This is a genomic window from Actinoplanes sp. NPDC049599, from assembly GCF_044465625.1.
GTDB lineage: Bacteria > Actinomycetota > Actinomycetes > Mycobacteriales > Micromonosporaceae > Actinoplanes.
The window spans coordinates 221,327-242,631 of the sequence record NZ_JBITLX010000007.1 but is presented as its reverse complement, the minus strand read 5'-3'; the positions used below and the strand labels follow the sequence as shown (position 1 = coordinate 242,631).

The window sequence follows — 21,305 nt, the reverse complement described above, 5'->3', positions numbered from 1 at the left end:
CACCCCACGGAACGCCCGCTCCCCCCACCCCAGGAGGACCGGCTTACCTCAACGCAGTGTCGCCGCTTCGAGGGCGACGCCGCCGCAATCCTGGCTGAACGCCTCCTCGGTGACCCAGCTCAGGTTGATCTTGCCGTTCTTCGGCGCCCGGTACGTGATGACGAAGACAGCCGTGTCCAGGTTGTTGCCGCGTTCCTCGAACGTCGCGCTCGCCGCCGCCGAGCCCGCGGAGAGCTTCGCGGTCAGCTTGCCGCGGCCGGCGAGCGCACCGACGTAGAGCCGCAGCGTGCGCGTCGTGGTGCCGGCCGGCGCCGAGATGGTGAAGCCGTTGCCCTTGCCGCAGGTGCGGATGCCGGTCGGGGTGCCGTCGCTGGAGCCCACCGGCGAGCCGCCGGTCCAGCTGAACCGTTCCCGGCTGAAGCCGTGCCGGAACCGCGGCGCGGTCGGCGCGCCCTCGAGGATCTGGAAGTCGCCGTCCGCGCGGCGTTCCAGCGAGAAGGTGCTCTGCTCGCCCCAGTGCACCCAGTCGCGGCTGCCCTCGCCGGACAGGTCGACCCGGGACGGCACGTCGTTGCGGGCCACCTTCACCGAGCCGTTGTCCGGCGCCGGCCGGGTCCGGGAGCGTGAGGGCGTGGGCTGCGTGGTCCGGGTGACCGTCGGGGACGGTGACGGCTCGTCGGAGGCGCTGGGCAGCGGGATCGGGAACTGCTCGGCGGGGTTGAGCGGCACGTCGCCGAGGGCCGGCGGCTGCACCGGGGGGATGGCCCGCGGGTCGTCGTCGCGGACCGCGCGGCTGACGATGAAGCCGAAGGCCACCACGATGAGCACCCCGGCGAGGATCACCGCGGCAGGCATGAGGAACTCAGTGAACCGGCGCTGCCGGTCCTCCAGCAGGTGCGGCGGCACGACCGCGCCCCGGCGGCCGGCGGTGCGGTAGCCATAGCTCGAGCGCGGGTTCGGCGCGGCCGGGTAGGGCCTGCGACGCCCACCGTCGGCCGGGCGTCCCCCGGACTCAGGCTGGCGACCAGTCGTACGGTCGTCGTCCGGCAACCGACCCTCCCCGGTCGTTCGCGGGGCGCGCGCCGACCGCCGGTGGCGGCCGGGCGGGTTGTCCCGAGTAGCAGTGGTGCGGTGAGTCGGTGCCGGCGATGGGCGGCTGCCGTGGTGCTGTGGGGAGGTACACCGTCTCACCTTGCGTGAGTGACGGAGAAGAGCGAAATGAGTAACGGGGCCGTCCGGATGATCACCGGCGTCGGCGGTTCGGCGGAGGTTCGCCCCGGCGCACCGCACGACGGCGAGTACGGTGTCCGGAGTCTTCATGCGTGTCCCTTTGACAGGAGAGTCCGAATCAGATGAGCGTCCAGGACAAGACCGGGACCAGCAGCCGGGGTCAGGCCCTGACCGGCGCGTTCGCGGGTGTGGCCGTGCTCGCCGTACTGGTCGCCGTCTATATCGGCATCCAGGTTTCCGACGGCGACGACACGCCGGCGGCGCCCGCCGCGGCCTCGGCCCCCGCCGACCCGGCCGCCGCGGCGCCCACCGAGCCCGCCCCCGCGCCCAGCGACCCGGCGCAGCCGCCGGCCGCGCAGACCCCGCTGGACCCGGCGCTGCAGCAGCCGCCGACGGTCAAGGCCGGCAAGGGCAAGGTCACCGAGCTCAAGGTCACCGAGATCATCGCCGGCAAGGGCCCGAAGCTGCAGGCCGGGCAGACCATCCAGGCCAACTACGTGGGCGTGACGTACAAGGACGGCAAGGAGTTCGACTCGTCCTGGAAGAGCGGCCAGCCGGCCCAGTTCCCGGTCGGCGCCGGCCAGCTCATCGAGGGCTGGGACAAGGGCCTGGTCGGCGTGGCCGTGGGCAGCCGGGTGCAGCTCGACATCCCGGCCAAGATGGCCTACGGCGACCCCGCGCCGGAGGGCCGCCCGAGCGGCGATCTGCGCTTCGTCGTCGACGTGCTGGCCGCCCAGTAGCTCAGAGCTCGCGCACGACAACGTCCACCTGACGAGGACGGCCCGCCGCGACGGGCCGCTCCTCGACGGTGAACTTCAGGTCGCGCAGCGCGGTCAGCAGCTCATCCACCGAGCCCGGCCGCGCGCCCGCCTCGGCCAGCGACCGCACCAGCCGCCCCTTGGTGGCCTTGTTGAAGTGGCTCACCACCGACCGGCGCGCCTCGCCGCCGACCAGCCGCTCGTGCAGCACGCGCAGCGCGGCGGTGCGCCCGGCGAGCGCGCCGGCCGGCGCCCACATCGCCGCATACGCGCCGGACCGCAGGTCCAGCACCGGGCCGTCGCCGGCCGCCCGGTCCAGCGCGGGGCTGAGCTGCCTCTTCCAGTACGCGGTGAGCCCACCCAGCACCGGCAGCGACACCCCGACCGAGCACCGGTACGCCGGGATGAGGTCGGTCAACCGCAGCACCCCCCACAGCCCCGAGAACACCGCGGCCCGCTCGTCCACCCAGGCCCGCGCCTCCGGGGCCAGCCCGGCCACGTCGAGCGCCTCGTAGAGCACCCCGGTGTAGACGTGCGCGGCCGGTGCGGTCGGCGCCGTGGGCAGCCCGGCGTTCCGGGCCACCTCGGCGTGCTGGGCGGGGCTGAGCCCGAGCACCGCCAGCGAGTCCGCGACCCCGCGGGCGCTGGTCCGCTTGCTCAGCGCGACGAGCCGGGACAGCACCCGGCGCCGGGCCGGGGCGAGCCGGGGGAGCCAGAGGCCGGCCGGGTCGGCGGGTGCGCCGGCGGCCGGCGCGGTCTTGCCCTCGGACGGCGGCAGCAGGATCAGCACGCCGCGAGATTACAAGTCCGGGCCGGTGGTCAGCGCGTCGGCCACGCTGGGGAACACCTCCAGCCGCGCGGACAGCCCGGCCACGGCGAGCAGGTCCCGCAGCGGCCCGCCGGGTGCGGCCAGCCGCAGCCAGCCGCCGGCGGCCCGGGCCCGCTCGTGCCCGGTCAGGAACGAGCGCAGCCCGACGGAGTCGCAGAAGTCGATGCCGGAGACGTCCACCACGACCCGCGGCACCGGCCGGTCCAGCACCTGGTCGAGCGTGGTGCCCAGCACGGTGTCGGAGCCGTCGTCCAGGTCACCGCGCACGGTCACGACAACGGTGTCATCGGGGTTCCCGATCACGGTCACTTGCACGGAGGGGCCTCCTGATGACATGGGCGGAGCCCACGGCTTGCCCCGTCAGGAGGCCGGCGGAACCTGCGGCACGGTGATCGTGGTCCGGACCGTGGCCTGGTCGATGTCGCTGACCCGGACGGTGAAGCTGACCTCGTACGTGCCGGGCAGCGGGAACGTCAGCGCGCCCAGCGCGTCGTTGCGCGGGTGCAGCGGCAGCATCGGCGCGGTCACCGGCTCGAGGTCCTGACCCTGCAACCGGGTGGTGACGGTCCACTCCGCGGCCGGCAGCGGCTTGCCCTGCGGCGTGTAGGTGAAGCCGTGCACGGTGTTGTTCTCGCCCAGCTCGACCGGATAGACGGAGTACTGCAGCGTGAACAGCTCCGAGGTCAGCGTCTGCGAGACGCCCCTCTCGGTGCTCGCGGCCCGCTCGCCGGTGACGCTGCGGCCGGGGGTGACCTGCACGAGCACCGCGCTGAGCCCCAGCACCAGCACGGTCGCGGCGAGCTCGACCCCGACCGTGCGCCGCAGCCGTCCGATCCCGCCGGCGGTGACCGGGGAGCGGTGCACCAGCTTGCGGGCGAAGGCGGCGGCGCCGAGCACCCCGGCCACGATCGTGACCTTGGCCAGCACCAGCCGGCCGTACCCGGTGTCCCACAGCGCGCCGACCGAGCCGACCTGGACCACCGCCTGCGCGGTGCCCGCGCCGACCAGCCACACCACGGCCAGCATCGCCCAGCGGGACCAGGCCGGCAGGATCACCCCGAGCGCCCGGGGGTGGGCGCCGCGCAGCAGGAACGCCGCCAGCGTGACGAGCCCGCCGAGCCAGACGGCCATCGCCGCCAGGTGAACCACGTCCGCGGCCACGATCGCGGCGGCCAGCGGCGCCTCCGCGGCGTGCCCGGTCAGCGGCCAGGTGATCAGCCCCGCGACCGCCAGGGCCGCCAGCGCGCCCCCGCGCCACCGGCCGCCGCCGCCACGGCGACGCAGCACCGCGGGCAGCAGCGCGGCGGCCGCGCCGAGCACGGCCAGCCGGGCGAGCAGCACGAGCCCGAACGGGCTGGCCAGCACGTCGGCGAGCTCGGTGACCGAGACGTCCCAGAGCGGCGCGCCGCTGCTGTTCGGCGCCTGGGTCCAGAGCGCGCCCAGCGTCGCCGCGGCGGTGCCGATCAGCCCGGCCCGGACCAGCAGGGTCGGCCCGCGCCGGGACAACCGGCGGGGCCACAGCAGGGCGAGCAGCAGCGCCGGACCGAGGATCAGGGTCAGGCCGGCGTACCCGAGGAATTTGACCGCGGGGACCGCCGCTGCGACCGACGGGTGCACGCTGCCGGGTTCACGCTCCGGCGGCCGCGCCGAGGGCGCGCCGACCGAGAAGGTCATCGCGCCGCCGACCGGGTGGCTGTCGCCGGAGATGATCCGGTAGCTGACCAGGTACGTGCCCAGCGGCTGGTCTGCGCGCCGCACCTGGATCCGCAGCGTCGCCCCGGCGGCGGTGACCGCGCCGGTGATCCGCTTGCCGTCCGGCGCCAGCACCTGGGTGCGGTCCGCGACCGGGCGGATGCCCTCGCTGAAGGTGACGGTGATCTCGCCGGGGGCGCTCGCCACCACGCTGCCCGGCTCGGGCGTGGCCGTCACCAGCGCCGCGTGCGCGGCCGCCGGCCGGCCCGGGAGCAGCACCGTGCCCCAGACGATCATCACCACGATGAGCGCGCGCCCGATCCGCGGCCCCCCAGCCGCTGCTGCCCTTGTCACGGTAGGTAGTTCGGATCACCGCGGCGAAAGGTTCAATCCGTGCCCGGCCGCTTACCGATCTGCTGTGCCGGGTACCAGCCGACGATACGATCCCGGGCAGGTCCACGCCCTTTAGGAGGCTCCCCGATGTCCGTGCATCCCCGCGCCGGCACGCCCGCCGATTCCCGCGACAAGATCGACGTTCCCCGGGTGGTCCTCAGCTACTACACCGGCCACCCGGACCCCGAGGTCGCCGACCAGCGGGTCGCCTTCGGCACCTCCGGGCACCGCGGCTCCAGCCTGCGGACCGCGTTCAACGAGGGCCACATCCTGGCCACCAGCCAGGCCATCGTCGAGTACCGCCGGGACCAGGGCACCGACGGACCGCTCTACCTGGGCCGCGACACGCACGCGCTGAGCGAGCCGGCGATGATCTCCGCGCTGGAGGTGTTCGCCGCCAACGACGTCCGGGTGCTGATCGACAGCCGCGACGGCTACACGCCGACCCCGGCGCTGTCGCACGCGATCCTGACCTACAACAAGGGCCGCACCTCCGGCCTGGCCGACGGCGTGGTGGTCACCCCGTCGCACAACCCGCCGGACGACGGCGGCTTCAAGTACAACCCGCCGCACGGCGGCCCCGCCGACACCGACGCCACCAAGTGGATCCAGGACCGGGCGAACGCGCTCATCGCGGCCGGCCTCAAGGAGGTACGCCGGATCCCGGCGTCGCGGGCCACGGCCTCGGAGCTGGTCTCGGGCTACGACTACCTGGCGACGTACGTGGACGACCTGGGCTCGGTCATCAACATGGAGGCGATCCGCGGGGCCGGCATCCGGATCGGCGCGGACCCGCTCGGCGGCGCCAGCGTCGGCTACTGGGGCGAGATCGGCTCCCGCTACGGCCTCGACCTGACCGTGGTCAACCCCGACGTCGACCCGACCTTCGGCTTCATGACGCTGGACTGGGACGGCAAGATCCGGATGGACTGCTCGTCGCCGTACGCGATGGCCTCGCTGATCGCCAGTAAGGACCGGTTCCAGCTGGCCACGGGCAACGACGCGGACGCGGACCGGCACGGCATCGTCACCCCCGACGGCGGGCTGATGAACCCGAACCACTACCTGGCGGTGGCGATCGCCTACCTGTTCAAGGCCCGCACCGGCTGGCCGGCCGCGGCGGCGATCGGCAAGACCCTGGTCTCGTCCTCGATGATCGACCGGGTGGCCGCGGACCTGGGCCGCAAGCTCGACGAGGTGCCGGTCGGCTTCAAATGGTTCGTGCCGGGCCTGCTGGACGGCTCGGTCGGCTTCGGCGGCGAGGAGAGCGCGGGCGCGTCGTTCCTGCGCCTGGACGGCAGCCCGTGGACCACCGACAAGGACGGCATCCTGCTGGACCTGCTGGCCTCGGAGATCCTGGCGGCGACCGGCCGCACGCCGAGCGAGCACTACGGCGACCTGACCGCCCGCTTCGGCGACCCGGCGTACGCCCGGATCGACGCCCCGGCGACCCGCGAGGAGAAGGCGATCCTGGCGAAGCTGTCGCCGTCGCAGGTGACCGCGAAGGAGCTGGACGGCGAGCCGATCACCGCGGTGCTCACCTCGGCGCCGGGCAACAACGCGCCGATCGGCGGCCTGAAGGTGACCACGGAGTCGGGCTGGTTCGCGGCCCGCCCGTCCGGCACCGAGGACGTCTACAAGATCTACGCGGAGTCGTTCAAGGGCCCGGAGCACCTGGCCCGGATCCAGGAGGAGGCCCGCGGCGTGGTCTCGGCCGCCCTGAAGGGCTGACGCCCGCGCTCAGCCGCCGGGGGTGGAGCTCCACCCCTGGCGGTGCAGTGCCGCGATGCCGTCCAGCAGCAGGTCCAGCGCGAACTCGAACTCGAACTGGTCGTCGCAGCCCGAGCCGACCACCGAGTCCTCGACGTGCGCGGCCGCCACGGCCAGCTCGGCCACGTACGGGAACCGGCCCGCCAGCTCGCGGGCCATGGCCGCCTGGACGGCCGGGTCGGTGGGCGGCGGGTCGGCGAACAGCTCCTGGCTGAAGCCCAGGATCCGGCTGCCCATGGCGTGCATGACGTGGTGGGTGAGGTCGATCGAGAAGCCGCCCCGGCGGAACATGCCGATCGTCGAGTCCAGGTACGCCAGCACGGCCGGGGTCGGCGCGGCCCGCGACTCGATCACCTGCGCCGCCCACGGGTGCCGCAGCAGCGCCCGGCGCGCCGAGAGGATCCGCTGCCGCACCGCGCTCTGCCAGTCGGTGCCGCCGGCCGGCGGGTCGATCTCGCCGACGACAACGTCGACCATGCCGTCGAGCAGCTCCTCCTTGTGCGCCACGTGCTTGTAGAGCGCCATCGGCACCACGCCCAGGTCCTGGGCGAGTTTGCGCATGCTGAGCGCCTCGAGGCCGGCCCGGTCGGCGAGCACGACGGCCGCCTGCAGCACTTTCTCCCTGCTCAGCGGGGCTCTGCGGGGAGTGTCCAGCTGCTCGGCCATGCCCGGCCACCCTTCCGATCACCCTTGACAGGTGTACGGCGTACACCTACCGTTCCCGGCATCCGGTGTACACCGTACACCTGGCGGTAGTGACCTGAAGGAGACCCCATGAAGGCGATCGTCCACGACCGGTACGGTGCCCCCGACGTGCTGCGCTGCGAAGAGGTCGACAAGCCGGTGCCGGCCGGCCACGAGGTGCTGGTCCGGGTGCGGGCCGCCGCGGTCAACGCGCGGGACTGGCACGCCATGCGCGGCGACCCCTATCTGGCCCGCCTGTCGTTCGGGCTGCGCGGCCCGAGGATCCGGATCCGCGGCACCGACTTCGCCGGCGAGGTGGCCGCGGTCGGCGCGGACGTCACCGGCTTCCGGCCGGGTGACCAGGTGTTCGGCGAGGGGCCGTCGGCGTTCGCCGAATACGTCTGCGTCCCGCAGGACGCGGTCGCGGCCAAGCCGGCCGGGCTGAGCTTCGCGCAGGCGGCGGCGCTCCCGCTTGCGGGCAACACCGCGCTGATGGGCCTGCGGGACCTGGCGCAGGTGGGGCCCGGCCAGCGGGTCCTGATCAACGGGGCCTCCGGCGGGGTGGGCACCTTCGCGGTCCAGCTCGGCAAGTTCCTCGGCGCGGAGGTGACCGGCGTGTGCAGCACCCGCAACGCCGAGCTGGTCCGGTCGCTGGGCGCGGATCACGTCATCGACTACACCCGCGACGACTTCACCCGCGACGGCCGGCGCTACGACGTGGTGTTCGACCTGGTCGGCAACCGCTCGCTGGCCGACCTCCGCCGCGCCCTGACCCCCACCGGCACGCTGGTGCTCTCCGGCGGCGGCGTCTCCGAAGGGGGCAGCCTGGTCGGGCCGATCGGCCTGGTGGTGCGGGGGAGCCTGCTTGCCCGGTTCGTCCGCCACCGCGTGGTCACGCTCACCGCGACCCCGAGCCGGGCGAACCTGGTGACGCTCGGGGAGCTGGTCGAGGCCGGCACCCTCACCCCGGTCATCGACCGGACGCATCCGCTGAGCGAGACGGCCGAGGCCATCCGGTACGTGGAACGGGAGCACGCCCGCGCGAAGGTCGTGCTCACCGTTTGACCGCACGATCGCTTACCGTCGTCTGGTGACCCTGCCAGAGGCAACACTCCGGGTGAGCGTGCCCGACGCGCGGCTCGCGGAGGCGCTGGGCGACGTCGCGCCCCGGGTCGAGCTGCTGCGCTGGGACATGGCCGGCCCGGCCCCGCGCGCCGACCTGGATCTTGTCGTGGTGCCGTACCGGCCGGGCAACGAGCACCTGCGCCACCTGGCCGGCGTGCGGACCCGGCTGGTCCAGGCGCAGTATCTCGGCTACGACGGCGTCGCCGAGGCACTGCCGCCCGGGCACGTCTACGCCAACGCCCGCGGGGTGCACGAGACGTCCACCGCCGAGCTCGCCCTCGCCCTGCTGCTGGCCGCCCAGCGCGGCATCCCCGACTTCGTCCGGGCGGCGGGACCCCGCGCGCCCTCCTGGTACCCGAGCCTGGCGGACCGCCGGGTCATGGTGCTCGGCCAGGGCGGGGTGGGCCGGGCGGTCGAGGCCCGGCTGGCGCCGTTCGAGGTCGACGTGGTCCGGGTGGCGCGGACCGCGCGCGAGGGGGTGCACGGCATCGCCGAGCTGCCCACGCTGCTGCCCGCCTGCGAGGTGGTGATCGTCGGTGTGCCGCTCACCGAGGACACCGTGCACCTGGTCGGCGCGGACTTCCTGGCCGCGCTGCCGGACGGGGCGATCGTCGTCAACGTCGCGCGCGGACGGGTCGCCGACACCGCGGCGATGCTCCGCGAGGCCCGCTCCGGGCGGCTGCGCTTCGCGCTCGACGTGACCGACCCCGAGCCGCTGCCGGCCGGGCACGAGCTGTTCCGGCTGCCGAACGTGCTGATCAGCCCGCACGCCGGCGGCATGTCCACCGCCATGCTGCCGCGGGTCGCCCGGCTGGTCCAGCGGCAGATCGCGCTGCTGCTGACCGGGGCCGACCCGGTCAACGTGGTGCTGCGCTCCTGACCGGGAACGGGACCGGCCGCCGCCACCCGCACGGACTCGGGCAGCGGCGGCCGGGGCCTTGCTCACCGCCAGGTGTCGGTCCAGGTCGCCGTGCACGGCGACGCCGAGGCGGTGGTGCGGGTGCGGTTCGGGTCGCTCTCCCAGACCACGGTCGAGCCCTCCTTCTTGAGGTACTTGTACTGCACCGCGGTGTTGCCCGGCAGGTTCACCGTCGCCCGCCAGACCGGGTACGTGGCCGACGACAGCGCCACCGCGTTCGCCGGGTCCCAGTTGCCCAGCGCCGCCGTGTTGCCGGTGACGAAGACGTTCTGGCCCCAGGTGGTGCTCACGGTCGCCGCGAACGTGGTCGCCGCGGTGGTGCAGCCGGCCGGGTTGTCGGTCGGCGGCGTGGTCGGGGTGGTCGTGCCGGTGGTGCGGGCGTTGACGTGCAGGGCGAGCGCGGCGTTGGCGCCCACGGTCGCGGTCACCTGCCCGCTGCCGTTGACCGCGTACGACGGCCCGCCGCACGAGCCGTTGGCGAAGTCACCGGCCATCACGTCGCAGTAGGTGCCGGCCGGCAGCGAGGTCTGGAAGGTGCGGGTCAGCGCCGAGCCGGACCGGTTGAACGCCGCGTACCCGGTGCTGCCCCGGCCGAACGCGATCTGGTTCGAGCCGTTGCTCCACCAGTTGGTGACCCCGGCGCCGGCCGCCGCGTTGCGCAGCCCGACCATGTTGGCGGTGGTGCGCCAGCGGTGCTCGCACTCCCAGCCGTTGCCACAGCTCACCGCGTTGGTGGTGCCGTTGTTCGCGGTGGGCGGGCCGGCGTCGTTGTTGCTGAAGGTGAAGCTCGACATGACCTGCGGGACGCCGTACGGCCAGGCGATCATGAACGCCTCGGCGAGCGCGTACGAGGAGCCGTTCTTGTAGGTGAGCTTGGCCCGGCCGTTGCGCTGGGTGTCGTGGTTGTCCACGAAGGCCACCGCGTCGCCGGAGCCGAGCCGCATGGAGCTCGCGAGGTTGTTGAGGTTGGACAGGCTGCCGCTCTGGAACGCCCCGCCGACCACGTCGCCGTAGCGGAACTCGGTCACGTCGCCGAAGCCGGTGTACTCCTCCGGCGTGGGCTCGCCGGAACCGCCCTCGATCACCTCGGAGAACACGTACGGGTCACCGGTGACCGGCTCCAGGAACGCCGCCATGTCGCCGGCCGGCATGTGCTTGGCCGCGTCCACCCGGAACCCGTCGACGCCGAGCGAGACCAGGTCGCTGAGGTAGGCGGTCAGCTTGCCGCGCACGTACGAGGACTCGGTCTTGAGGTCGGACAGGTCGACCAGCTCGCAGTTCTGCACCTCCCAGCGGTCGCCGTAGTTGGCGATGTCGTCGTTGCCGTTACGCCCGCAGTGGTGGAAGTCGTCGTTGCCGTACGGCACGGCCGGGTAGGCGTAGTGGCTGTAGGTGGAACCGCCGCTGCCGGTGCCGCTGGACGCGCCGCCGGCCATGTGGTTCACGACGGCGTCGACGTAGATCTTCACGCCGGCGGCGTGGCAGGTCTGCACCATGCTCGCGAAGGCGGCCCGGTCGCCGCGCCGGGTGGCGAGCTTGTAGCTGACCGGCTGGTAGTCCTGCCACCAGGGGTAGCCGCTGCCCGGCAGGACGACGTGCTCCTGGGGCGGGGAGACCTGCACACCGCCGAAGCCCTTGGGGCCGAGGGTGGTGGTGCACTCGCTGGCTACCGAGGGCCAGGACCATTCGAAGAGGTGGACGATCACGTCCTTGGCGCCGGGGGAGGCGGGGGAGGCCTCGGCGGTCTCGGCGGTGCGGAGGACGCCTACCGCCAGGAGGGCGGTGGCGAGGACAGCGGTCGTCGCGGCGGCGACGACCTGACGGGTACGCATGGGGAACCTCCGGGGGACGGCGACCGCTTGAAACTTCTTGCGTAAGTGCCGGGAAGTTATCAGGGTGTTTCCGAGGGGTAAAGTGATGAGCCTCTATCCCGGTGGGTTGTTTGTTGGCTTCCGTCCTGTTTCTCTTGCAGGATTTCGTCCTTGGTGGCGGGCTTGTTGGGGCGAAGTGGCAGGTGAGGGTCGGTTCTTGCAGGTGGTGGGGTGGCAAGAACTTTCAAAGATCAACTTAATGGTTGTGACAGTGGTTGCGGTGGACGGCGGGGGGGGGGGGGGGGGGCCCCCGGGGGGGGGGGGGGGGGTTTTTGCTGGGGGGGGGGGGCCCCCCCCCCGGCCCCCGCCTTGCACGGTTTCCCGGCCCGGCAGGTTTTTGGTTGCTCGCTGCTGGTTGCAGGTTGGCCTGGGCGGTCCCCTTGCGGTTTGGGGTCTGGCTGCCGCGCTTGTGGCTCCTGTAGGGGATTTCGTCGGGCAGGCCGGCCTGGGCGGTGGGGCAAGCGAATAGACCGCGCCGGTTGCGGTAGTGCCTGGGCGATTGCTCGGTCAGGGCGGTGAGGAGGGCTTTGCGGGTTGCCTGGTGGCCGGGGGGCCGTTGGGGCTGGGAAGCGGAGGCCTGGGAGTTCGGGGGCGTTGATGATGTCGAGTCCCCTTTGTTGGGTGGCGACGTGCGTGCCGTGGACCTTGGGGTCTTGGGAGGGGTCCAATGCCTCTGATCTTGGTGGGGGTCGGGGGCGAGGCTGGGATCATGGCGTTACTAACCGGCCGCGCGGGCACGGTTCCCCGCGCGGCAGCAGTGGACATGGTCGCGGCACGACGGGGGGCTGGGGGGCCTGGTGGGCTTCGGCGGCGGGCGTCGGTCCTGCGGCCCGAGCGTCAGGATCTCGTCGCCGCCGCGGTGGAGTTCTGGTTGACGACGGCGTTCATGGTCAGCGTTTTCGGGCTGGTGCGGTGGGGCATCAGTACGGCCGCCGTTGGAGCGGGGGTTGCCGAGACACGTCTGCGGGTGGCGGTCGTGTCGATGGCCGTTGGTCTGGTCATCGTCGGGTTCATCGTGTCGCGGCCGGGGCGGTTCAGCGGTGCCCACATGAACCCGGCGATCACGCTGGCTTCGTTTGTTGCCGGGCGTACGCCGGCGCGGCGGGTGTTGCCGTATCTCGCCGCTCAGTCCGCCGGGTCAGTTGTGGCTGCGGCGCTGAACCAGGCTGCTTGGGGTGCCGCGGCTTCCGGCGCCGTGGTGCAGCCCGCCGCCGGGCGGTCCGGCTCGGCCGTCGCTGTTGTGGAAGCCGTCGTGCTCGCGATCATCGTGGTGGTCATGTGCCGGGTCACGGGCCCCTGGCTTCCCTGGATCATGGGAGGTTTGTTCGGGGTTCAGGGCGCGATCCTGGGCACGGTCACCGGCGGCTCGGCCAACCCGGCGCGGCAGCTGGGGCCGGCCCTGCTCGCGGGAGAACACCGTCTGCTGGCGGTGTACTTGATCGCCCCGATCGTGGGTGCGGTCGTCGCGGCGTGGGCGGCCCGGGCTACGGAGGAGGGTCACCAGATCGGGGTTCGCCGAGACGACGCCTCGGCGGTGACAGGCACCGGCGGCGTGGTCCACCAGGTCCCGCGCATCTCCGTGCGGGGCCCGAACGTCAAGGAAGACCGCTGTCCGTTTCCTGCTCAGCGAGACCCGCAGTGGAAGGCGTGGTGAACCATTCCCTTCGATCAGCTCGGGATCCCCGTGCTCGGCGAGGCAGGGGGTGGCTGCCCCCGCCGGTGCGGCGGGGGCGATTGCGTCGTTGAGGTCAGCGGAAGCTGAACAGTGGGGGCAGGAGCAGGACCACGGTCCAGAACCAGAGTGCGTAGACCGGTAGGTAGCCGGTCTGCCAGCGTTCGATGGCCGCGAAGGTGCCGCGGCGGCGGACGAAGTGCAGCAGAAGCCAGGCCGACCAGGCCAGGTTGGCCAGCAGGACGATGTTCTCGCCCAGGGCGGCCACGTTGTTGGGGGTGGTGCCGTATTCGGCGATGCGGCCGGCCATGGTGTAGAGGACCAGGGCGTCGATCACCAGTGCGCTCACCACCAGGGCCAGTTGCAGTACGTCGAACGGGCCTCGAGGTGCCTGCGGGTCACGGGCCGACAGGGAGTAGAGGAGCAGGCCGAGGACCACTGCCAGCAGCAGGTCGAACAGCACCAGCGTTTCGCGGTCGATGTCGATTCCGCGGCCGTTCCAGCCGATGGTGATCAGGAAGGCCAGCAGCGCCACGGTGAACAGCGGGGTGAAGATCCTGGTGAGCACCGGGGCGATGTTCTCGATGACGCCCTGTTTGGCTTCGACCAGCCAGCCGGCGACGACGGTCGCGGCCACGAAGCCGCAGGGGACCACCCAGTTCCCGATGACGGTGTCCGGCTCGACGTCGATCGCGTTGAAGATGCCGTACAGGAAAGCAATGAGGACCCCGCCGCCGAGGCCCATGAGCACCAGGTAGACGAACCACTCGCCGGTGAAGCGGATGAAGTCCATCCGCCGCCGGGCCGAGCGCAGATCGTCGGAGACGTAGGCCAGCCCGACCACCAGCCACAGGGCGACCGGCAGGTGCGTGGCCATCAGGCCGGCCGACTGGGAGTCCTCGTCGATCGGGTAGGCGTTGGCCACTACGGCGCCGAGCACGAACAGCGTTGCCAGCGCACCCCACACACCGGCGCCGGGCCGCCGCCGCCACAGCAGGAACCCCGCCAGCCACGGCAGCGCGAACAGGGCCAGGTTGATGCTGTAGAACAGGCCACCGTCATCGAAGGTGCGTCCGAACAGCTCCGGAATCTTGATCGAGACGGCGGCCCCGAACGCGCACACCAGCATGGCGAGCACGTCGCGCCGGGATCGGCTCCTGCGCACCGGGTCGCCGGCGTCGCCGGTGAACATCAGCTGCTTCCACAGCCGCTCGGAATGCTCGCGGGCGAACTCGCGGGACAGGTCGTCCAGGCCGCCCATCCGCTTGACCGCGATGAGGAACGCCTCGTCGGCGGCCAGCCCGTTCGAGACCAGCCCGTCGACCGAGTCCCGGAGGTGGTCCTCCAGCTCGTCGGCGTCCGACTCGGCCAGCTCGGGGCGGCGGCGCACGTACTCCCGCCACACCGCGAACTGGGCCTCCAGCTCGTCCTTGCCGTCGGTGACCGTCACGCGTTGCCCTCCAGAGGGGTGAACAGCGGCCGGATGTCGGCGATGCGCGGCCAGACCTGCTGGAGCGCCTCGACGACCGTCCGCCACTGACGTTGCTGTTCGGCCAGTTCGGCCAGGCCCTGCCGGGTGATGCGGTAGTACTTGCGCCGGCGCTCCCCGGGGACCACCTGCCAGCTCGCCTCGACGTGACCGAGACGCTCCAGCCGGTGCAGCAGGGGATAGAGGAGGCCCTCGGTCCAATCCAGTTCGCCGCCGGACAGGTCACTGATCCGGCGCAGGATGGCGTACCCGTAACTCTCGCCCTCGGCGAGGATGCCGAGCACGATCGGTGTCGCCGAAGCGGCCACCAGATCTTTGGTCACCCGCACGAGCGCCCCCTTCATACCTAGAAGTACGAGGCATAGTAGCCCTAGGTATCAAGGGCCACAACGATCCGGCGGTCCACACCTGATCACGCCAGCGAGACCCGCACGTGGTCAGCCGGGGGATGCTCCCCCGGACGCTGAATCCATCGATTGTCGTCCAGGTACGTTCATCCCACGATGCCCTGTGGTCGTGTCAGTCGGCGTCCAGGCACCGGTGGAGCCGGGCCAGCCCTTCGTCGATGCGGCCCACGTCGATCATGCCGTACCCGAAGACGAGGCCCGGCGAATCGGGCGCCGCGGTGGCGATCTCGGGATAGGCTGCTACACCGATGCCGCTCGCCTGGGCCCGGTCGAGCGCGTCTGCCGCGGCCGTTCCGCGCAGCGTCGCGCTCATATGCAGGCCCGCCGCGGAGGGCACGGCCGCGAGATGCTTCGACAGCGGGCCGGCGAGCGCGGCCGCGATGCGTTCGTGGCGCCGGTGGTACACCCGGCGGACCCGCCTCAGGTGTCGCCCGAACAGGCCTTGCTCCACGAAATCGGCCATGGCTGCCTGGATGGGCAGGCTGGTGTGCCAGTCGGTGACGAACTTGGCCGCATGCAGGGCGTGGCGAAGCGAAGGCGGATGGATCAGGAAGCCCAGCCGCAGGGTGGGAAGCAGAACCTTCGAGAACGAACCGACGTACAGGACGCGGCCGCTGCGATCGAGACTGTGCAACGGTTCCAGCTGCTGTTCGGTGTAGCGGAACTCGCTGTCGTAGTCGTCCTCGACGATCGCCGCGTCGTGCCTCTGCGCCCAGGCGAGCAGCTCGGCGCGACGCCGCAGCGACAGGGCCACGCCGGTCGGGTACTGATGGGAAGGCGTCACGTAGACCATCCGCGCGTCCGGTGGTAGCGCCTCGACGATCAGGCCCTGCTCGTCGACCGGGACGCCGATCACCCGTACGCCCTGGGCCTCCCACACGAGCTTCGGCGGCACATAGCCGGGCTCCTCGATCGCCACGACGGCACCCGGCTCGAGCAGCACCCGCCCGATCAGGTCGAGTGCCTGCTGCACGCCGGAGGTCACCAGCACGTCCCGCGGCTGGGTCTCGATGGTCCGGGCCGTGCGGAGATGACGGGCGATGGCGGCACGGAGTCCGAGGTGGCCGGCCGGCTCGGCGGGCATGCCGGTGCCCACGGCCGACAATCGGAACTGGTCCGCCAGGAGCCTGCGCCAGGTCGCGTACGGGAACAGCCGCGCGTCCGGCGCACCGATCCGGAAGTCGAACTCGGGAGCGTTGCCGTAGTCGGGCGGCACCGGCATCGGCTCCCACATCGCGCGGGGCGTCAGAACACCGTGCGATGGCTGCGGCACGGCCGGTTCCGCCTCGGGCCGGGCGTTGACGAAGGTCCCGGCCCCCGCCTGCCCCGTCAGGTAGCCCTCGGCGATCAGCCGCTCATAGGCGGCCGTCACCGTGTTGCGGGACACCCGCAGCTGTCCGGCCAGTTCGCGGCTGGACGGCAGGACCTCGCCCGGACGCAGCCGCCCGCCCAGGACGGCGTCGCGAAGCTGCCGGTAGATCTGCCCGTGCAGACCCGCGCTCCGATCCAGCCGAATGGCGACCTCCATGCCGCAAGATCCTAAGTGGACCGGTCAAGCCGCCCCCGAATTGGCTCTCGGTGCCGATCGCCACGGGCCCCTACGGTCAACGCAGTCCATCAATGCAAAGCGCGAGGAAGGAAGTACACAGATGCGCCTCGGACGACTCATGCGAATCGTCACGGCCACGGGGGCGGCGCTCATTGTCGCATCGGCCATCGCCTCGGCGCCGGCGTCGGCCGCAGTCCCTTCCGACCGGTCCGCATCATCGGCGGCGGCATCGCCCCTGCTGCACCGGCAAGCCCGCTCGGACGCAGAGTTGAAGCAGCAGATCGCCCTCCAGCTGAAGATCGCCCCCGGGGGCAGGCAGACGAGCCGCAACGAGGTCTCGTACGACAACGGCAAGTTCGTGGTGACCTACGCCCTGCCCGGAGCGCGCGCGTTCGCCGCCCCCGACTGTCCGAGAAGTTGGTTCTGCTTCTACGAGAACATCAATTTCGGCTACCCGCGAGGCAGGCTCTCGAGCTGTTACGAGCAGTATCTCGGAGACTTCGGCTGGAACAACCGCGTGTCCTCGGTCGACAACAGCACCACCACCCCGATCAGCTACCACGACATCTCTCACTTCTGGCTCTTCACCAACTACAACCCCGGGGCAATCTCCTATGTCGGGGACGCGGCGAACGACAAGGCATCATTCGTGTACCGGTACTGCTGAACTCATCGAGGATTCCGGATAGTCGGACGGGATAGTGCAGGGCTGCACTATCCCATCCGTCCCCGATGCCGATCAGCCAGCCACCGCGTCGGGCCGGCTGTCGGCCGGTCCGGGTGTCGTAGGCCAGCCGCCTCCCAGCTGGCGGATGAGCCGGGAAGGCCGGGGTCCGGCGCAGTCCGGAGTCGCCGACCGTCCGCCAGGTTGAGCAGTCGGAAGCAGCCGTCCTGCTCGCGGAACGCGACCGCGGCTGACACAGGCCCAGCCGTTGCGGGCGGCGTGATCGCAGACCGCGAGCTGGTCGGCGACGGCCCGGACATCCAGTGGAACTTCGAGACGTTCGTGGTGGGCCCGGACGGCACGGTCGCCGCCCGGCGCCGGGATTTCGGGTCCACACCACCAGGGAGCCGGCGGTGGTTCAAGCCTCCCGTTCCCGCACGCACCTACCTGCGTGCGGGGGTCCCGCATCTCCAGCCTCGGCCATCGAACCGAGCGCCGGCAGCCATCCGGCAGCGTGGCTATCTCGGTCTGTCAGCCGTCCTGGTCGTCGCCCAGGTCCCGGCCGGTTGCCCAGGCGGCCGCAGCGAAAACGCGTTGCGGCTCCATCAGATCGGGCCCCGGCGGGGTGTGGGGTCCGGGTCGGCGGCCGGCTGCAGGAGGCTGCCGATGCGCTGCAGGAACGCAGCCCGCTCGTCGTCGGTGAGACGGTAGTCCTTGGCGCACGCGACCAGGGCGTCACCGCAGGCGGCCAGCGAGTCGGCGGTGCCCTGCAGGATGCCGTGCAGGAGGTCGCGCGCCGTGTCGAACCTGGGCACCGACCGGGGAAAATAGGTGCTCGACGCGCCGGGCGCCAGGCAGGTGGCCAGCTTGTCGACGGCGGCGGCGTACTGGCCGGCGGCGCCGGGCAGGTTGACGTGACCCGCTCTGTAGAGGTCCACGACGGACACGACGACGTTGGTGTTCATCGGCGTGTTGTTGTCGATCGTCAACGTTCCCATCGTTTGCGGACCGTCCGCGAGGAGGGGACGTTCGAGCCGCAGGTGCGGGCTCGCGAACCCGGTTGTGCTGTCCAGATCCTGGCTCAGCGACTTGGCGAGCTCCGCGTCCAGATCGGACAGTCCCGTCTCGATCGACACCAGAACCTGGTGCGCGCCCTGGATCACTTGCGGGCCGGCCGTGCCCTCGATCGGCGCCTCGGCGGGCGGCTCGTCCTGCTTGCCGCGCGCATAGCCGGCGACGCTGGTGGTGAAAGAGATCGTGCCGGCGATGGCGGACAGCGGCGGGAACAGCGACAGTGCGCCGCTGATCATCGACACCCAGGAGAGCGCCTCCACATCGGCGGCCTGACCCGGGGCGCCGGATTCACCGTTGAGCCGGGCGATGCAGGTGTCGGCCGTGGTCAGCAGGTAGCGGTGGGCCGTGGTGACGGCTTCGTGGTAGGTCTGCGCGATCACGGCCAGGACCTGCGCGTACGCCTGTTGCTGCTGCGACGCCACGTGTGAGGGCTTGAGAAACCGCTCCTGGAAGGGCACCGCGGCCTCCCCGGTCCACTGCTTCTCGCCGATCAGGCCGTCGACCGGCATGATCCATTCGTCGTAGGCGTAGCCGATGCGGTCGTGCACGCTGGTCGGCGCGCCGCCGTCCGGCGCCACCCTGGAGTCGGTGCCGCCCAGCTTGCCGACGAGGATGGTGAAGTCCAGCGGGTCGAGTCCGTAGAAAGCCTCGAACTTCTGGCGCAGCATCGTCAGGTCGTCGCGGAAGATCCGCCACTGCTGCTGCATGTCCTGCGCGGCCTCTTCGGGCGTCCGCGCGGGGCTGCCGATCAGCGGACCACGCGGCTCCCTGGGGTCGGCGATGACGTTTCCCTGAGCGTCGAAACAGAACCTGTTGATCAGGAGATAGTTCTCGAACCACTGCAGAGCCAGACGCTCGATCTCGTTCAGCTTGGGCGGTAGGTCATCCGCCAGCCGTGGCGGTATCAGACTGCGCAGCACACCCATGACATCTCGCCCCCGCGAAGATCAGCGACGGGGCCGGCCCCCGGCGTTGTTGTCCGAGCCTTGCACCAACAATGATTCACTACCAGGTCACCAGGCAGGTCGCCGGAATTTGACACCTGCCGATCGGCGGTGACCTCCCGATGGTGGCGATTGAGCCCGCCGGCAGAACGACGCGCTCAGAGCGTCCTTCGGCGGTTGCCGGCCAACCCGGCGCGGCAGCTGGGCCCGGCCCTGCTCGCGGGAGAACCCCACCTGCCGGGGGTCTACCTGATCGCCCCGATCGTGGGAGCCGTCATCGCCGCGCGGGTCGCTCGGAGGACCCGGTCGTGCCGAGGGGAACGCGCCGCTGAACGTGCCGACTTCGCGGACCGGGCGGCGACCGTCACCGCGTGGCTCCGATCCGGACCAGACACCGCGGTGGCTTCACAGCCGCGCCACGAAGGTGTCCATGGCGCTCGTCGCTCGCCGGAGAATGTCCGCCGAGTTCACCGGATCGGCGTCGGTCTCCATGCCGTGATCGGCGTTCTCGGCCTCGAAGAACGGCCGGCCCAGCCCGCGGGCCAGGCCGGCGTCCCAGGACGGGTCGGCGGAGCCGCCCACGAGCAGGAACGGCGCCGTGCTGCGCCGCAGGTCGCCCGGCACGTCGGAATCGCGCAACACCGGGGTCAACCAGATGCCGGGCAGGCCCCGGTCGGCGGCCAGCGCGGCGGCGAACGCGCCCATCGACTTACCCACCAGGGCGATCTTCGGCGCCGCTTCGGTGCTGAGGATCCGGCTCAGGTGCGCGTGCACGAAGGAGCGTTGCCGACCGAACCAGACGGGCAGATCCTGGCCGGCGCGCTGCGGAGGACGTTGCGGCCACCAGACCTCCTGCGTGGTCCAGCCGTGCCGCAGGAACACCGCACGGGCGAAATGCAGTAGCGGCCGTTCGGCGGAGTAGGCCAGGCCGGGAATGAGGAAGACCACCCGGTCCGGGTCGCCTGCCACGCGGTGCGGTGCGGCCGGACGCGGCCAGTAGGTCTCGGTCATTCGGCGATGGTCATTCGGTCAGGCGGCGGTGATGTCCACGGTTTCCGCGGGCCGGCCCGCCTTGTTGATGGCCGTGGAGCCGCGGACCACCAGCTCCGGTGAGAAGACGTACTCCGACCGCGGCGCGCCGTGGCCGTTGATCTCGTCGACCAGCTGGCGGATCGCCGCGTTGCCCATCGCCGCCACCGGCTGGCGCAGGGTGGTCAGCGGCGGGTCGGTGAACGCGATCAGCGGTGAGTCGTCGAAGCCGACCACCGACACGTCCCGTGGCACGCTCAGGCCGCGGCGCCGGGCCGCGCGGATCGCGCCCAGGGCCATCAGGTCGGAGCCGCACACCATCGCCGTGGCGCCCCGGCTCAGCAGCTGGCCCGCCGCCACCTCGCCACCCTCCACGCCGAACAGCGTCAGGGCCACCAGCTCGTCCAGGTCGCGGTCGCGGATGCCCAGCTCGCGGCGCATGGCGGCGTGGTAGCCGGACAGCTTGCGCTGCACGTTCAGGAACCGGTCCGGGCCGGAGACGAAGCCGATGCGCTTGTGCCCGAGCGCCACCAGGTGGGACACGGCCAGCTCGCCGGCCAGCCGGTCGTCGCAGGAGATGAACGGGGCGTCCAGGCCCTCGGCGTACCCGTTGATCAGGACGATCGGCAGGGGGCGCTGCACCAGGCGGCGGTAGCGCTCGTGGTCGGCGGTGGTGTCGGCGTGCAGGCCCGAGACGAACACGATGCCGGACACCTGGCGGTCGAGCAGCATCTCCACGTACTCGTCCTCGGTCACGCCGCCGGGGGTCTGGGTGCACAGCACCGGGGTGAAGCCGCTCTGCGACAGCGCCGACTCGATCGTCTGGGCGAACGCCGGGAAGATCGGGTTCTCCAGCTCCGGGACGATCAGCCCGACCAGCCCGGCGCTGCGCTTGCGCAGCCGTTCGGGGCGTTCGTAGCCCAGGACGTCGAGGGCGGTGAGCACCGCCTGGCGGGTTTCGGGGGAGACGCCGGGCCGGTCGTTGAGGACCCGCGACACCGTCGCCTCACTGACCTCGGCCTGGCGCGCGATGTCGGAGAGTCGTGCGCGCATGGGCGTCACTATAGAACTGTCCGTGTCCGGGGCTCGTGGTTACACCACACCTGGAACTTCTTGCGGAAGGGTTGCAAGGTCTTCCATTCACGGAAATCCCTTGCTAACGTCCCCGCAACAGCCGGGCTGGGCCTATGGGGGCCTTGCATCCGG

At 71.7% G+C, this 21,305-nt stretch carries 18 protein-coding genes; 6 read left to right on the top strand and 12 right to left on the bottom strand.

Going from position 1 to position 21,305, the window contains the following annotated elements; genetic code table 11:
* Window positions 1–48 precede the first annotated feature (48 nt).
* Complete coding sequence (locus ACIBQZ_RS16015) at window positions 49–1,050, bottom strand: hypothetical protein (RefSeq protein ID WP_396089369.1); 1,002 nt, start codon at window positions 1,048–1,050, stop codon at window positions 49–51.
* A gap of 302 nt (window positions 1,051–1,352) precedes the next feature.
* Here ACIBQZ_RS16015 and ACIBQZ_RS16010 point away from each other — a divergent pair, with 302 nt between their 5' ends.
* Window positions 1,353–1,970, top strand: a complete 618-nt coding sequence (locus ACIBQZ_RS16010) for an FKBP-type peptidyl-prolyl cis-trans isomerase (protein ID WP_396089368.1) — start codon at window positions 1,353–1,355, stop codon at window positions 1,968–1,970.
* Window position 1,971: 1 nt separating this feature from the next.
* On the opposite strand, the gene yaaA is transcribed toward ACIBQZ_RS16010, so the two are convergent.
* From yaaA to ACIBQZ_RS15995, 3 genes are read right to left on the bottom strand one after another with little or no spacing between them, the layout of a single operon-like run.
* Window positions 1,972–2,778 carry a peroxide stress protein YaaA gene (gene yaaA / locus ACIBQZ_RS16005; protein ID WP_396089367.1) on the bottom strand — a complete coding sequence of 269 codons (807 nt, stop codon included), beginning with the start codon at window positions 2,776–2,778 and terminating at the stop codon, window positions 1,972–1,974.
* Window positions 2,779–2,787: 9 nt separating this feature from the next.
* Window positions 2,788–3,132, bottom strand: a complete 345-nt coding sequence (locus ACIBQZ_RS16000; RefSeq protein ID WP_396089366.1) for an STAS domain-containing protein — start codon at window positions 3,130–3,132, stop codon at window positions 2,788–2,790.
* Window positions 3,133–3,177: 45 nt separating this feature from the next.
* Window positions 3,178–4,863 carry a copper resistance CopC/CopD family protein gene (locus ACIBQZ_RS15995; RefSeq protein ID WP_396089365.1) on the bottom strand — a complete coding sequence of 562 codons (1,686 nt, stop codon included), beginning with the start codon at window positions 4,861–4,863 and terminating at the stop codon, window positions 3,178–3,180.
* 126 nt (window positions 4,864–4,989) lie between these two features.
* On the opposite strand from ACIBQZ_RS15995, the gene pgm reads away from it, so the two are divergent.
* On the top strand, window positions 4,990–6,633 hold the full coding sequence (gene pgm / locus ACIBQZ_RS15990) for a phosphoglucomutase (alpha-D-glucose-1,6-bisphosphate-dependent) (protein ID WP_396089363.1): 1,644 nt from the start codon (window positions 4,990–4,992) through the stop codon (window positions 6,631–6,633).
* A 9-nt stretch (window positions 6,634–6,642) separates the two neighbouring features.
* Here the strand turns inward: pgm and ACIBQZ_RS15985 are convergent, their stop codons facing one another.
* Window positions 6,643–7,338: a TetR/AcrR family transcriptional regulator C-terminal domain-containing protein gene (locus tag ACIBQZ_RS15985; protein ID WP_396089362.1), complete on the bottom strand. Its 696-nt coding sequence runs from the start codon at window positions 7,336–7,338 to the stop codon at window positions 6,643–6,645.
* A gap of 108 nt (window positions 7,339–7,446) precedes the next feature.
* Here ACIBQZ_RS15985 and ACIBQZ_RS15980 point away from each other — a divergent pair, with 108 nt between their 5' ends.
* A complete protein-coding gene (locus tag ACIBQZ_RS15980) occupies window positions 7,447–8,421 on the top strand; it encodes an NAD(P)-dependent alcohol dehydrogenase (protein WP_396089360.1) in 975 nt (324 codons plus the stop codon).
* A gap of 25 nt (window positions 8,422–8,446) precedes the next feature.
* Complete coding sequence (locus ACIBQZ_RS15975) at window positions 8,447–9,361, top strand: 2-hydroxyacid dehydrogenase (protein ID WP_396089359.1); 915 nt, start codon at window positions 8,447–8,449, stop codon at window positions 9,359–9,361.
* Between the two features lie 62 nt (window positions 9,362–9,423).
* On the opposite strand, the gene ACIBQZ_RS15970 is transcribed toward ACIBQZ_RS15975, so the two are convergent.
* Window positions 9,424–11,232, bottom strand: coding sequence for a carbohydrate-binding module family 20 domain-containing protein (locus tag ACIBQZ_RS15970; protein ID WP_396089358.1), 1,809 nt, complete (start codon window positions 11,230–11,232; stop codon window positions 9,424–9,426).
* 748 nt (window positions 11,233–11,980) lie between these two features.
* Between ACIBQZ_RS15970 and ACIBQZ_RS15965 the strand changes: the two genes are divergently transcribed.
* Window positions 11,981–12,925 carry an aquaporin gene (locus ACIBQZ_RS15965; protein WP_396089357.1) on the top strand — a complete coding sequence of 315 codons (945 nt, stop codon included), beginning with the start codon at window positions 11,981–11,983 and terminating at the stop codon, window positions 12,923–12,925.
* A gap of 94 nt (window positions 12,926–13,019) precedes the next feature.
* Here the strand turns inward: ACIBQZ_RS15965 and ACIBQZ_RS15960 are convergent, their stop codons facing one another.
* The 3 genes from ACIBQZ_RS15960 to ACIBQZ_RS15950 all read right to left on the bottom strand — a co-directional run bounded on the left by ACIBQZ_RS15960 (window position 13,020) and on the right by ACIBQZ_RS15950 (window position 16,367).
* On the bottom strand, window positions 13,020–14,393 hold the full coding sequence (locus tag ACIBQZ_RS15960; RefSeq protein WP_396089356.1) for a permease prefix domain 1-containing protein: 1,374 nt from the start codon (window positions 14,391–14,393) through the stop codon (window positions 13,020–13,022).
* Window positions 14,390–14,761, bottom strand: a complete 372-nt coding sequence (locus ACIBQZ_RS15955; RefSeq protein WP_396089355.1) for a PadR family transcriptional regulator — start codon at window positions 14,759–14,761, stop codon at window positions 14,390–14,392. The genes ACIBQZ_RS15960 and ACIBQZ_RS15955 overlap by 4 nt, the downstream gene beginning before the upstream one ends.
* Before the next feature lie 190 nt (window positions 14,762–14,951).
* Window positions 14,952–16,367 (bottom strand): PLP-dependent aminotransferase family protein, encoded by a 1,416-nt coding sequence (locus ACIBQZ_RS15950; RefSeq protein WP_396089354.1) that lies wholly within the window; start codon window positions 16,365–16,367, stop codon window positions 14,952–14,954.
* 139 nt (window positions 16,368–16,506) lie between these two features.
* Between ACIBQZ_RS15950 and ACIBQZ_RS15945 the strand changes: the two genes are divergently transcribed.
* Window positions 16,507–17,055, top strand: coding sequence for a peptidase inhibitor family I36 protein (locus ACIBQZ_RS15945; protein ID WP_396089353.1), 549 nt, complete (start codon window positions 16,507–16,509; stop codon window positions 17,053–17,055).
* A 602-nt stretch (window positions 17,056–17,657) separates the two neighbouring features.
* Here the strand turns inward: ACIBQZ_RS15945 and ACIBQZ_RS15940 are convergent.
* The 3 genes from ACIBQZ_RS15940 to ACIBQZ_RS15930 form a co-directional block, all read right to left on the bottom strand.
* The gene (locus ACIBQZ_RS15940) at window positions 17,658–19,052 is read right to left on the bottom strand and encodes a hypothetical protein (RefSeq protein ID WP_396089352.1); all 1,395 of its coding nucleotides are present in this window, start codon (window positions 19,050–19,052) and stop codon (window positions 17,658–17,660) included.
* 423 nt (window positions 19,053–19,475) lie between these two features.
* On the bottom strand, window positions 19,476–20,081 hold the full coding sequence (locus tag ACIBQZ_RS15935; protein ID WP_396089351.1) for an alpha/beta hydrolase: 606 nt from the start codon (window positions 20,079–20,081) through the stop codon (window positions 19,476–19,478).
* 18 nt (window positions 20,082–20,099) lie between these two features.
* The gene (locus ACIBQZ_RS15930; RefSeq protein WP_396089350.1) at window positions 20,100–21,152 is read right to left on the bottom strand and encodes a LacI family DNA-binding transcriptional regulator; all 1,053 of its coding nucleotides are present in this window, start codon (window positions 21,150–21,152) and stop codon (window positions 20,100–20,102) included.
* Between the last annotated feature and the right edge of the window lie 153 nt (window positions 21,153–21,305).

Excerpts from the sequence above, each read along its gene's own strand:
- ACIBQZ_RS16010 (WP_396089368.1), top strand. The coding sequence starts at position 1,353 with ATGAGCGTCCAGGACAAGACCGGGACCAGCAGCCGGGGTCAGGCCCTG.
- pgm (WP_396089363.1), top strand. The coding sequence starts at position 4,990 with ATGTCCGTGCATCCCCGCGCCGGCACGCCCGCCGATTCCCGCGACAAG.
- ACIBQZ_RS15985 (WP_396089362.1), bottom strand. The coding sequence starts at position 7,338 with ATGGCCGAGCAGCTGGACACTCCCCGCAGAGCCCCGCTGAGCAGGGAG.
- ACIBQZ_RS15980 (WP_396089360.1), top strand. The coding sequence starts at position 7,447 with ATGAAGGCGATCGTCCACGACCGGTACGGTGCCCCCGACGTGCTGCGC.
- ACIBQZ_RS15970 (WP_396089358.1), bottom strand. The coding sequence starts at position 11,232 with ATGCGTACCCGTCAGGTCGTCGCCGCCGCGACGACCGCTGTCCTCGCC.
- ACIBQZ_RS15965 (WP_396089357.1), top strand. The coding sequence starts at position 11,981 with ATGGCGTTACTAACCGGCCGCGCGGGCACGGTTCCCCGCGCGGCAGCA.
- ACIBQZ_RS15950 (WP_396089354.1), bottom strand. The coding sequence starts at position 16,367 with ATGGAGGTCGCCATTCGGCTGGATCGGAGCGCGGGTCTGCACGGGCAG.
- ACIBQZ_RS15945 (WP_396089353.1), top strand. The coding sequence starts at position 16,507 with ATGCGAATCGTCACGGCCACGGGGGCGGCGCTCATTGTCGCATCGGCC.
- ACIBQZ_RS15940 (WP_396089352.1), bottom strand. The coding sequence starts at position 19,052 with ATGGGTGTGCTGCGCAGTCTGATACCGCCACGGCTGGCGGATGACCTA.
- ACIBQZ_RS15935 (WP_396089351.1), bottom strand. The coding sequence starts at position 20,081 with ATGACCGAGACCTACTGGCCGCGTCCGGCCGCACCGCACCGCGTGGCA.
- ACIBQZ_RS15930 (WP_396089350.1), bottom strand. The coding sequence starts at position 21,152 with ATGCGCGCACGACTCTCCGACATCGCGCGCCAGGCCGAGGTCAGTGAG.